Raw genomic sequence first — 12,364 nt, 5'->3', positions numbered from 1 at the left:
TTTTATCGCTAAGTACTTTATTTTTTATATTTGGCTGCACGACTGATACCCAAAAAAGTACTGTTAATGAGTATGTGCAACTTACTCATGGTATTGATGAATCCGCAGGGGGCGTTTCTAGCTACATAATTAACACAACTAACGCGACTTATTATCTTGAAAAGAAAGGAGGGGGGTTATCAAGTCTTGTCGATAAAGAGGGGGTTGATTGGCTTGGTTTTCATAATGAAAAAGGCTCAGGGCATAAAGGAGAGTATCGCGGATTTCCTAATGCGATTCATAAACAAGACGGTAACTATTTCCATGCACTCAATGCTGGCACAGAGCTATCTACATCTGTGGTAGATATTGAATCTGAACAACACGTGCGTATTACCTTTACGTCTGAAAACAAACAATGGCAAGGGCAATGGGATTTTTACCCACGCCGGTTAGATTTTACCATGAGTAAAGTCAGTGAAGGATATAGCTATTGGGTGCAATATGAAGGTGTACCTTATGGCGAAATGGATAGAACAGATTTTTGGTATTCATCTGCAGACACTAAAACTCATTTAATTGATGAACCATTCTTAGGTGACTTACCTTCACCTGAATGGATAGCGTTTGGTGATGTGAATAGCCCGCGTATGCTGTACTTATTACATCATGAAGATGACGAAAATCCGGATAATTACGTAAGTAGGCCTGATATGACAGTATTTGGTTTTGGCCGAAGTAATAAAAATAAATACCTTACTACAGCGCAACGGTTTTCAATTGGCTTTGTTGAGTCATCAGAATATGACACTGTGCAAACAACAATAACACAGCTTTTAGAATAAAGTTTTTATAAGTAGGAATGCTTTTGACCACATCAAAACTTGCATAGTGTGGTTTTAAGCATTTAACTAGATCTAAACAAAAGGCTAAGGGCTCCGCGTACGTATGGAATTATTAAAGCATTTTACTTTAATGGCTAGTTATAACCATCGCATGAACACGCAATTTACAGACGTTATTGCTACATTATCAGATGAAGAAATAAACGAAGACTTGGGTGCATTTTTTAGCTCTATAATCGGAACGCTTAATCATATATTAATCGGCGATATCATTTGGTTATCACGGTTTTCGGCTCATTCAAGTAAGTATCAAACTTTAAAAAATATACTTGAATTACCAAAACCAAATGGACTCGCTGACATATTATTTTCTGATTTTAGTTCGTTCAAAATAGCACGGGATAAAGTCGATCTATTACTTTTGCATTGGCTTAAAAGCGAAGCTGATGAGAACGACTTTGCTAAAAAATTAGCGTATATCAACACCCAAGGCACTAAGAGCAATCGTAATTTTGGAGAGTTAGTTTGTCATTTTTTTAACCATCAGACTCATCATCGCGGACAATTATCAACCTTGCTAAGTCAAAAAGGTCTTGATGTGGGTAGTACAGATTTTTTAATGGAGATCCCTGAACGAAAAAAAATATTCCCATCGTAGGTTGGATCAGCCGCTGGAGATAGGTTTATTGTTAGCAGATATTTTATTTAGTTTTTGAACACCCCCATACTCTTCAATAAATTAAGCTCGGCCACGCAACGCAGAAATACAGCTTGCTAAAATTACAAATCCGAAAGATATTTTAAACGCCAATGAAATGGTACTCATTAATGCGTGGCTATTTTGTGCTGAAAAGGTGCTGTCACCAAGGTAATAATGAACAATCAAGTTGATTAAGCTCATGCCAAATAAATTACCAATTGTACGAGATAAGTTCATTGAGGAAGATGCGACGCCTAGCTCACTTTTATCGACAGCCCCCATAATGGCGTTATTGTTTGGGGTTGAAAATAAGCCAAACCCAATCCCTAATAATAGTAGTGAGCCGCTAATGTAAGTTATGCTTGAACTAACCGATAGTTGGGACAGCATAAAAAAGCTAATCATGGCAATCATACAGCCAAATGTGGCAAGTAAGCGAGGCTGTATTTTATCGGCAAGTTTACCGGCTAGAGGCGCCATTATAGCCATTGAAACTGCTTGAAGTAATACTATTTGCCCAGCTTGTGCAGGGCTCAACCCTTTAATATATTGCAGGTATAAGCTTAATAAAAAGGCCAGTGAAAAGTTACTGGCATACATTAGAAATGAAGTCGACAGTGATAGGCTGAACACTCGGCTTTCTAAAAACATTTGTACTCTAATTAAAGGGCGTCGACTTCTACTTTGATGGACAATAAATAACATTAAACAGATGATTGAAAGCACGGTTAATAACCAGCCCGCTGTACTCGGTAAGTCACTCAGCCCTAATACTAAACACAGTGCAAAAAGCGAGAAAATGACGGTACCCCACCAGTCAAAGGGGGTTTTGGTATCATTTTTCCATTCTCCATGTAAAAACAACTTAATAGCAATGAGCAGCATAAGTACCAACGGAATTTGCGAGTAAAACACAGCGCGCCATCCCCATAGCTCTGTCAGCCAACCTCCTACTGCAGGCGCTCCACTGAGTCCTATGTATACACACGCCGCAGAAGTGCCGAGCGCCATACCTCGTTTGTTACTTGGCGTGACCGAAGTAATGATAGCAACCCCAATACCAAAAATCATGGCCCCAGCCGCACCTTGAATAAAGCGCCAAAAAAGGACCCACTCAATAGAGTTTGCTATCGCACACATAAACGAGGCGAGTGCATTTAAGCCTAAACCAAAAGCATAAACGCGTTTACGGCCATAGTTATCTGCAATTTTTCCGCACGGGAGCATAAATATGACACTACTGAGTAAATACAATGTAGGCATCCAAGCGATCATTTTTGCGCTTGCGTCTAAATCTTCAGCAAGATTGGGTATCGCGATGTTAACGCCTGCCATTCCAAGTGGACCAATAATGGATCCGAAGCAAATGATGATAAGTGCAATAGTCGTCGGGGGAAGTTTAAACAAGAAGGTATCCTTTTATACTCTGGGCTTAAAAATAATACGAGATGACGCTTGCCTCCACAAACTTATAAGACGGTTACAAAGAAGTAATAATTCATTCCTAATTCGGGGTCTTGTGTTCCAAGCTGTATATCAATTAACGGTTAGTATATTAACACATAGTTGAGAACATTTTTACGAGCTAACTTAAGAGGCCTATATGTGTCACTCACTTATGCCCCAAAATGGAGATGTATCTTTTTGGGTGGTGAGCACATAATACCCTCCCTCTTTAACTTACTAACATATACTTAATTGATGGTGTGTTAATTGAATTAATTATTCTCAATTTTTTGTTGTTTTCTTCTGTGATCGCGGCTTTGCAACTGGTTGGTATTTAATTGTTTTAAGTGGTGTGTGTTATTTTTTGTTCGATATTGTTAATTTTTTATTGATATAAATATTTATTTGTGGAAATATTTATTCTCAACAATAGGAGGTTTCATGGGTAATTTTATTACAAAGCCATTGGCTATCACAATAGCTGTATCTGCTGCTCTGTCATATCCACAGGATGTGCTGGCTGAAGAAAAAAAAATAGAACGCATAGCTGTTACAGGTTCATTGATTAAGCGTTCTGATTTAGAGGGTAATATGCCAATCACGACCTTTGATCGTGAATTAATCGAAGAGGTTGGTGCTCAGAATTTAGTGGATGTTGCTAATAACCTGACGATTAACTCTGGCTCACGCTTTACAAATGAAGCTGCAAAACTAGCAGGTACATCACAATTCAACCTAAGAGGGTTGGGACCAGGCTCAACGCTAACACTCATTAATGGTCGCAGAGCTGGTAATGCTCCTGTTGCCACAAATCTAGGCAATCAATTCTTCGATATTAATCAGTTACCTTTAGCAATGATTGAAAGAATAGATTTTTTAACTGATGGTGCTTCATCAACATATGGCTCTCAAGCTGTTGCTGGTGTTGCAAATATTATTACTAGAAAAGGTTTTGAAGGACTTGAATTATCAGGTAGATATCAAGATTCATCAAATGAAGCTTTTGACATTAACTTAGTAACAGGTGTCGTGGGTGATAAAGGTTCATTGACTCTGTATGCAACTTATACCGGCCAGAGTATTAACTATCGTTCGGATTTTGATTTTATTAATGAAAGAGCTGGAGGGGACGGTGATATTTATAGCTCAAAGTTTTTATCATCAACAGGCTCTCCTGGCACTTATACATTAGCAGATACTGACAGTAATGGTGTCATTAATTCACTAGGTAGCAGCTACCCAGATCCTAATTGTGAAGCTGCTGGCGGAGTATTACTTTCAGGAGTATGTAGAACGAACTTCCAAGACCAACTGGCCGTGCTTCCTAAAGAGAATCGTTATCAAGTTTTCACCGAGTTTGAATATGAGCTTACAGATTCTCTAACTGCTTTCGCTGAAGTTAGTTTTTCACGAAATAATGTACAGGCAATTTTAGGTTCTCCCTTTTATTCTAATGGTTTAGTTAATGGCGGCAGTATGTATATTCCTGCTGAACACCCATTTAATTTTTTTGTTGAGAACAGTGCGAATGATGGTTTACAGTATATTAAACCACAGAATTGGGATAATAGTCAGCACCAAGCTGTTGATGTAGTTGGTAAAGCAAGGCCTTTCGGTTTATATACAAATGGTGATTCTTCTAGCGGTATAAATAACCATTTAGACATTGAATTTAATTATCATCGTGTAGCAACTGGAATAGAAGCAGATCTTAATGATAACTGGGCACTGAGTGCCTCATATGTTTATGCTATTGGTGAAAGAACTGAAACGACGAGGTTAGGCATATCCAGCACTACATTTAATGATGCATTATTAAATGGAACCTTTAACCCATTTGGCACAGCGATAGCTAATCCAACGTTAGTTTCACCAAAAGATGGTGTTTCTATTGCAGGTAATAGCCAAGAAGAACTTTCTTCAATTATCCATAATTTCACAGATGAAACATACAGTGAGCAGCAAGTCGCTGAAGCCGTTGTAAGTGGCGACTTATTCGAGCTTGATTCAGGCACTGTTGGAGTTGCCTTTGGTAGTCAATATCGTTATGAAAAATATGAATATGAGCCAAATGATTTATCTTCAAAAGGGCTTGGGTTTGGTTCTACGCCATCCTCTTCAATCAAAGGTGATACAAATGTGTATTCTTTGTTCGCTGAATTGTTTATTCCATTAAGTGAAGACATTGAATTACAAACAGCAATACGCTATGAAGATTATGACACAGTAGGTTCTACTGTTGACCCTAAGGTGGCAATTAAATGGGATATATCACCTGATCTAATGCTTAGAAGCTCATATGGGACATCGTTTCAAGCACCGACAAATTTACAAACAGGCATCACCTCTGGCGGGACATATATAGATGATCCCGTCTCAATGGTGAACGGGCAGGCTGTTTGTAGTGATAGTGGTGTGAGTAATTATGTATTTTTAACAACGAAAGGAAGTAATGACTTAGAGCCGAGTAAAGCTGAGAATTGGAATTTAGGATTGGTTTATCAAGCAACCGATAACTTAATGATTAAAGCGGATTTATGGTCATTCGATTATGATGACCTTATCGCCCAAGATTCAAGTCCTACCGGTATAGTTAACAATCAGTGTCAAGGTGTTTCAGATGGGGGGACTCCTAAAGCCGATACTAGAATTACACGAAGCCCTGAAGGGCAGTTGCGTGAAATTACTTTAAATTATATTAACACCGGTTCAATCAAGACAAGTGGGTTAGACTTCAGTGCGTATTATGATTTTGATGTAACTAAGCTTGGCAATATTTCGGTTGGCTTTGATAGTACTTATGTTGCTGCATTTGATATTACAGCCTTAGATGGTGGCCCGACTATCGATGGTGCAGGGAGTTATAATAGCTCTAATGCATTTAAAGCAATGCCAGAATTAAAAGCAAATACCCGAGCAACTTGGTCGTATAGTGCTCACAGTCTAACGACTTCTTTACGTTATATCAGTAGTTATGATAATGATTTAACACCAGAAGAAAACGATGATATTGCATCACATACCAGCGTTGACTTGAAGTATTCATATTCTTTTTCATCTAATTATGGTGATTCAAAATTAGAAGTCGGCTTTAATAATTTATTTGATAGGGCGCCATCTAGCTTAGGTGACGGTGTTAGACCAGGCTATGATGCAACCACACATGATGTTCGTGGTCGTGTATCATATTTAGGGTTTAGTCACTCCTTTTAACTTATTTCAATTTATTAGAAGCTATTATGTTAAAAATAAAATTTTTGCTATTTTTACTTTTATTCAATTCAGTTGCTTTCTCTACTGAGGAAATAAATATTATAAAAAAGCCGATTAACTTTAATGAAACGAGGCAAGCATTAACTCTTGAATATTTAGAGAAGCATTATGGTATTCAACAAAGTAAACCAACGATATCTCCCTCAATGGTTGTTGTGCACTGGACTGTTATACCTACAATGGAGCAAACTTTTGATGCATTTGATCCGGTAACTTTGCCTTCTAGGCGCAAGAAAATTAAATCGGGCGGAGATGTAAATGTATCAAGCCAATTTCTAGTTGATAGAGATGGGACAATTTATCAATTAATGCCTGATAATTGGATGGCTCGACATACAATAGGACTAAATTATTATGCTATAGGCATCGAGAATGTAGCTAATGGAACGACCTTACCACTGACGGAAAAGCAAATCCAAGCTAATATCTCGCTGATAAAACACCTTTATGGAAAATATCCAATCGAATATGTTTTAGGTCATAGTGAATACAGCTTATTTAAAGCAACCAAGTATTGGTTAGAAAAAGATCCTGATTACTTTACCCATAAAACGGATCCAGATAGTAAATCTATGGATACTATTAGAGCAGGATTACGCTCATTAGATTTAAAAGATATCAAAAGAGTGCATTAAATGATGCACTCTAGGTGCTGTGTCCCCTAGGAGTTTAGTGCTTTAGCTGAACTTATTATATCTATGGGAGATTGGGTGCTCGATGCCGTTTTTGAGCAATTATATATGTAGCCTCTTGAACCACATATTCCCAGAGGTCTATTGCTATCAATGATAGCGCTAGTCACATTCAAGCAGATAATGGCACCAGCTTACAAGGATATACCCAAACCACCTCAAGGTGAAGAATTCAGCGTTTCACAGGGGTTTAATACAAGCGTTACTTTGTAAGAATGACACTCCCTTTAAGAAGTAACAACGATGAGAGCAAGTTCCTGTAAATCGCTCAAGGGGTTGCTTTAAAGGTGATTTATACTGCGTGATAGAATAAAGAAGACAGCCATCCTAAATCCTAAAGTTTGTATTCTCCTTATTTTTTTACTAGCTTTAAATTAGAGTCCTAAATTCAAATTGTAAGTGCATCTGCATCATCAAAGTCTTGCTGACTGCTCAGTTGTTTCTCTGATAGATTCTGATAGCGAGCGGCCGCTTTTTTAGCATTATTTTCGGCCGTCAACGCTTTGGCTAATTGAGCCTCTGCGCTGTTGACGTTAGATTGATAAGTGGTTGGATCAATTTGATAAAGTACATCACCGGCTTCAACTTGAGAACCCTCTTTATATAAGCGACTTTTAAGAATCCCCGTCACCTGTGGCCTAACTTCTGCTTGTTTGAATGCGGCAATGCGCCCTGGCAATTCTGTGGTTAAGCGTAACGTCGTCGGAGTTAATTTCAAAACATCAATATGAAGTGGAGCCTGGGAAGGTCGCTCGGATATCGCTTGTTCGCCACATCCCAATAATAGAAAGCTAGAGAGAAGCAAGCCTATAGGCAACCTTAATAAATGTAGCAGCATAATAGAACCTTATCTTAGAAGTAAATATATGAACAACTTTATAAAAGGTAGCACTAATGAGGTTAAGCTAGGGTTAAAAAAATTTTAATACACAATTAATCAACGCAAACCTTTTAAAGTTGTTGGTATCATTGAGGCTGACGAAACGTTTTTCATGGAAAGTTTAAAGGCAATCAAACGATATATGACCCTAAGTCGAGAAAGCGTGATGGCATGGGAGATAGAATAACTGTAGACAATAAAATCCCCGTATTGATCGTAGTAGATAGAAGCGGTGGTTTAACAGACTTCGTACATGAAGAATATTCAGGTGATGAAATTCACAATTCAATGAGCTTTTACATGGCTGCATATTTGTATAGCTAAAGGTATTTTATAAAAAAGATGTTGGGATGTTAAAAAAGAAATTACAAATGCAAACATATGATGTATGTTATCTTGAATAAATCTTAACAACAGAATCAATACTGTTAATAAATAACCTTTCGAGACGAGAGATAACATGAGACAACATCTATTAGGCTTCACACTAGCCCCTTTATTTTTACTTACATCGGCCTGTTCACAACAAGAAAGTGTCGTAGAGTTAAAAAAAACTGAAACGCTTAGCACATCTAGTAGTAGCTCTTCGTTAAATAGCTACGAGAAAACAGCTCGACTAAAAATTAACAAACTTAAGAAGTTAATGGCAAAAGCTGAACATCAGCAAATTGATGTTACACGTGAAGAAAGTGTTGTATGGTTTGCAGAACAGTTTTTAAAGTTTGCTAACTGGGATGAAAACAATTACGACGCTGTTGTTAAGTTGTTTAGCTATGAACGTTACTACAAAGACACAAAAGAGAAGTTAGCAAAAGATCTTCCTGATTTTGAACGTAAAAAAGTAATTCAAATTTTAGATAAAGGTATAAACGATTTATCTAAAGAGCTGATCGGTGAAATAAAACGTCGTCCAGTAAATAAAGTTGATTGGCAAAATACCAAAGCAAAAGACAATATGTTTGTAAGTAATGGTAAACCAATATTTTTATATGACTATTTTTCAAAAACGGTAGGGCAGCCGCTTACTAATAAAGATGTTTATAACGATCATTTAGGCGCGCTTTATCATGGTGGTGAAGATTTATATCCGGTCGACCATGACCGCGCTATTAATTCCTTTCTAGTACGTGAAGATGGCAGCTTTGATGAAGAGCTAATGAAAGAATTAACCCGTATTCCTGATACCAACATTGGTTTTTTAGTTTATTGGCTAATGGGTATTCCACAGTGGGTTGAAGAGCGAGAGCCAGAGGTTAGAAAAGGGCGTTCGTTATTTACAGGTTTTGATATTGATAACCCTTTAGCCCGTGAAGTATGGGGTAAGATAATTCGTAAAACGGGTGAACTGACCAAAGGTAAAAAAGTAACTGAGGTGGGTTTCGTACTTGCTAATGAACCACACTGGTACGCAGAAAAAGGTCATTGGACACAAAAGTTCCAAGAAATGACGAGTATTTCTTCGTATACATTAAACAAATTTAGAAATTGGTTGAGTACTAAATATCAAGGCGATATTAATAAGCTTAATGAAAATTGGGATACTAATTTTGATAACTTTAAAAGCGTTGCAATAGAAATCCCTATCGATCCGGCATTAAAAGGTTTGCCCATTTGGTACGACTGGACGCGTTATAATATGGATAGGAGTACGGATTGGTTTACGTATGTTCAAAACGAACTGCATTCTGTAAATGAAGACGCCGATACCCATATTAAAATTATGCCTCGTATGTTCATGGAAGATTCTCGTTCTGGAGGTATAGATACCGAAGCTCTAGCTGAATTGACAACTATGGTTGGGCACGATGCAAAATCATTCGGTAGCGAGAACATTCGCCCTGGTAAATCGTCCAAGTGGATTGAAAAATACGCTTATAATTGGGGCATAGTTGCTATGTTTCATGATTTTATGGAATCAGTTGCACCTAATAAGATTAATGTGAATTCAGAGTCTCATTTTTTATCATCGGGTCAGTGGCGAGATTTAGATACACGTACGAGTTATGTACGTAGTGTTTATTGGCTTGCAACTTTACTAGGTATGGATGCCAATATGGGGTGGTTTTGGGCGCGAGACCCAGATGGTTCGCCAGAGGATCGTTTAGAAGGCGACTTGGACTTTTTTGACCCGGGTTTAGGTGGTGCATTTGCGGGTTCTAACAATATGCAACCGCATGTAACTAACGAAGTTACTCAGGTAATGTTTGATCTTAATAGCTTTTCTGAGGAAGTTATAGAGCTTAGGGAGCAGCGCCGCCCACTTCGTTTATTTTACTCTGAAACGACTGCTATTAATATCAATGACTACATGAGCAAAGGTTACGAGCTGTACGAAAATTTGTTTTTTGAAGGTTTTCCGCTTGGCTTTGCCACTAAGAATATAATTGAAAAGCAAGATAATAGTAATTGGGACGCAATACTTGTTTATCGTAATAAGTTTGTTACTAATGATGAGTTTAAGGCATTGCAGAACTATTTAAATAAAGGTGGTACCGTTATTTTAGACTCTGCACAAAGCTTGTCTTTAGATGAGTATGGACATCCGCGTAAAGCTAAGTTAGTTGCCAGTAAAGGTAAGCTTATTGTTATGCCGAAAGGCGCAGGCGTTGAAGCTATTAAACAAACTGCACTTGCAGAGGTTTCGGGGAGTATGCCTGATGTTGTTGTAAAGGTAGATAACGGTGAGTCATTTAAAACCACAACATGGCGTACTGTTAAGCAAGACAATGGTAGTTACTTGGTTAATATTTTAAATTTAGGCCACACAACAGCAACCGTTGAGCTATCGCTTAAAAATGGTAAATCTATTCAAGTTAAAAACTTAATGACGAGCAATAAGATGAACTCCAGCTTCGACATTCCTTCTGAGGGTGTCTTGCTTGTAGAAGTTACAGCTCAATAAACAGTTTTTTTTAGCGAGTACATACCTATGTGCTCGCTTTTTAATTAACACTATACATTAAGTTGTGGATAACAAATGAAAACAAATAATAAGGTTAAACTAATAGCAACATCGTTGAGCTTAATACTTGGTAGTGCAGGGGTTAATGCTGAGCCGATGCCGCATATTGCGCAACCAGGCGAAAATTGGGTTTTACAAACAGAACGTTCAGATGAGTTTGATATTAAAGATGCTGAAAAATGGAATTTTCAAACAGAGAACTATGGTGTTTGGTCTTGGAAAAATGAAAATGCTAGTGTTTCTGAAGGCATATTAAAACTAACCACTAAACGAGAAACGCATTTAAGAACATTTTGGGATGGCTGCAATAAAACAAAAGTGACTAATTATAGGTTGTTTTACACTTCGGGAGTTGCTAAATCTAGGGCAACAGGGAGTTACGGATATTACGAGGCACGTATTAAAGGTGCGGATAAATTTCCGGGAGTGTCACCTGCATTTTGGATGTACAGCAAAATAGATCGTACTTTAACGAATGAAGGCGATGTGCAATATAGTGAAATAGATGTAGTTGAGTTAACTCAAAAACAGACGCTTCAGAAGTCGGACCACGACCTACATAATATTGTTATAAAAGATGGTGCACCAAAGTGGATGCGACCTGGTAGCTCGCCAGAAAGAAACCATAATGGCTATCACTTACCATTTGATCCCAGTGAAGACTTTCATACTTATGGGGTTAATGTAACCAAAGATGACATTACATGGTATGTAGATAATGTTCAGGTTGGCTATAAAAAGAATTTGTACTGGCACCGAGAGATGAACTTAACATTGTCGCAGGGCTTACGCGCACCGCATACACAATGGAAATGCAATCAATTTTACCCTTCAGATAATCGCTCCGCACAAGGTTTTCCAACATCAATGGAAATTGATTACGTTAGAACGTGGTTAAAACAATAAAAGCCTTACAGCCTATTCTAATAAAGTATTTAATACCTTTTATTTAGATGATAATACACGTGTTTGTTATCTACATTTTTATGAATTCGAAGTAAGCGTATAGCTAACGACACCTAGCTTTGCTAAAGTTCCAAGGCAGAAGTGGCTCAAGGTTATCTGGCTGCTCAGCAATATGTTGCAAGCACGTCGATATGTAGTCATGCACTACAAGATCATTTGCCTTTGCGGTTTCAACAAGACTATAAAGTATAGCGCTGGCATGTGCACCATTGCAGGTATTTGAGAATAACCAGTTTTTTCGCCCTATTACGAACGGTTTTATGGCTCGCTCTGCACGGTTATTATCAATACTGAGCCTGCCATCATCGAGGTAACGCCGAAATTTCTCAAACTGATTTATCGCATAGGTAATTGCTTCACCTAGCGCCATTTTATCTTTATGCTTGAGTAACCATTGATACAATTCATCAACGATTGGTTTGGCTTTTCTCTGCCTAATATTGAATTTTTCATCGTGCGATTTATCTTTGATGGCTTGCTCAATACCATAGAGCTTGCCTATCAGGTTGAGTGCAACATCCGCTTTACCTGTTTTTTTATTATTGCCTTTAGCCTCGATGAATTTACGGCGCATATGGGCTAAGCACGCGACCAGTGTTGCATTCGTTTGCTCGTAAGCCT

Annotated in this window: 9 protein-coding genes and 1 pseudogene; 7 read left to right on the top strand and 3 right to left on the bottom strand. The window is 38.0% G+C overall.

Going from position 1 to position 12,364, the window contains the following annotated elements; genetic code table 11:
- Window positions 1–26: 26 nt before the first annotated feature.
- Together B5G52_RS14650 and B5G52_RS14645 are read left to right on the top strand one after the other, a co-directional pair.
- A complete protein-coding gene (locus B5G52_RS14650) occupies window positions 27–824 on the top strand; it encodes a hypothetical protein (protein ID WP_087533447.1) in 798 nt (265 codons plus the stop codon).
- A gap of 103 nt (window positions 825–927) precedes the next feature.
- Complete coding sequence (locus B5G52_RS14645; protein WP_087533387.1) at window positions 928–1,482, top strand: DinB family protein; 555 nt, start codon at window positions 928–930, stop codon at window positions 1,480–1,482.
- A gap of 81 nt (window positions 1,483–1,563) precedes the next feature.
- Here B5G52_RS14645 and B5G52_RS14640 read toward each other — a convergent pair whose 3' ends face one another.
- Window positions 1,564–2,931 carry an MFS transporter gene (locus B5G52_RS14640; RefSeq protein WP_087533386.1) on the bottom strand — a complete coding sequence of 456 codons (1,368 nt, stop codon included), beginning with the start codon at window positions 2,929–2,931 and terminating at the stop codon, window positions 1,564–1,566.
- Window positions 2,932–3,411: 480 nt separating this feature from the next.
- Here B5G52_RS14640 and B5G52_RS14635 point away from each other — a divergent pair, with 480 nt between their 5' ends.
- Entirely contained in the window at window positions 3,412–6,183 is a 2,772-nt protein-coding gene (locus tag B5G52_RS14635) for a TonB-dependent receptor (protein ID WP_087533385.1), read from the top strand.
- Window positions 6,184–6,209: 26 nt separating this feature from the next.
- Window positions 6,210–6,878: a peptidoglycan recognition family protein gene (locus tag B5G52_RS14630; protein WP_087533384.1), complete on the top strand. Its 669-nt coding sequence runs from the start codon at window positions 6,210–6,212 to the stop codon at window positions 6,876–6,878.
- Window positions 6,879–7,323: 445 nt separating this feature from the next.
- Here B5G52_RS14630 and B5G52_RS14625 read toward each other — a convergent pair whose 3' ends face one another.
- Window positions 7,324–7,773 (bottom strand): efflux RND transporter periplasmic adaptor subunit, encoded by a 450-nt coding sequence (locus B5G52_RS14625; RefSeq protein WP_254911217.1) that lies wholly within the window; start codon window positions 7,771–7,773, stop codon window positions 7,324–7,326.
- Between the two features lie 100 nt (window positions 7,774–7,873).
- Between B5G52_RS14625 and B5G52_RS21915 the strand changes: the two are divergent.
- The 3 genes and pseudogenes from B5G52_RS21915 to B5G52_RS14615 all read left to right on the top strand — a co-directional run.
- Window positions 7,874–8,106: pseudogene (locus B5G52_RS21915) on the top strand (IS1595 family transposase); the annotation flags it as partial.
- Between the two features lie 169 nt (window positions 8,107–8,275).
- A complete protein-coding gene (locus B5G52_RS14620; protein WP_087533383.1) occupies window positions 8,276–10,717 on the top strand; it encodes a glycoside hydrolase family 42 in 2,442 nt (813 codons plus the stop codon).
- Between the two features lie 75 nt (window positions 10,718–10,792).
- The gene (locus B5G52_RS14615; protein ID WP_087533382.1) at window positions 10,793–11,683 is read left to right on the top strand and encodes a family 16 glycosylhydrolase; all 891 of its coding nucleotides are present in this window, start codon (window positions 10,793–10,795) and stop codon (window positions 11,681–11,683) included.
- Window positions 11,684–11,786: 103 nt separating this feature from the next.
- On the opposite strand, the gene B5G52_RS14610 is transcribed toward B5G52_RS14615, so the two are convergent.
- A partial coding sequence (locus tag B5G52_RS14610) for an IS66 family transposase (protein WP_140394334.1) occupies window positions 11,787–12,364 on the bottom strand: 578 nt, incomplete at its 5' end.

Origin of the sequence: Pseudoalteromonas sp. A601 (assembly GCF_002165575.1) — a bacterium.
Taxonomy (GTDB): Bacteria; Pseudomonadota; Gammaproteobacteria; order Enterobacterales; family Alteromonadaceae; genus Pseudoalteromonas.
Note: the sequence above shows the minus strand (reverse complement) of the source record. Positions and strands in the feature narration are given on the sequence as shown.

Bases quoted from the DNA above. Each gene is read 5' to 3' on its own strand.
- B5G52_RS14625 (WP_254911217.1), bottom strand. From the start codon at position 7,773: ATGCTGCTACATTTATTAAGGTTGCCTATAGGCTTGCTTCTCTCTAGC.
- B5G52_RS14620 (WP_087533383.1), top strand. From the start codon at position 8,276: ATGAGACAACATCTATTAGGCTTCACACTAGCCCCTTTATTTTTACTT.
- B5G52_RS14645 (WP_087533387.1), top strand. From the start codon at position 928: ATGGAATTATTAAAGCATTTTACTTTAATGGCTAGTTATAACCATCGC.
- B5G52_RS14635 (WP_087533385.1), top strand. From the start codon at position 3,412: ATGGGTAATTTTATTACAAAGCCATTGGCTATCACAATAGCTGTATCT.
- B5G52_RS14615 (WP_087533382.1), top strand. From the start codon at position 10,793: ATGAAAACAAATAATAAGGTTAAACTAATAGCAACATCGTTGAGCTTA.
- B5G52_RS14630 (WP_087533384.1), top strand. From the start codon at position 6,210: ATGTTAAAAATAAAATTTTTGCTATTTTTACTTTTATTCAATTCAGTT.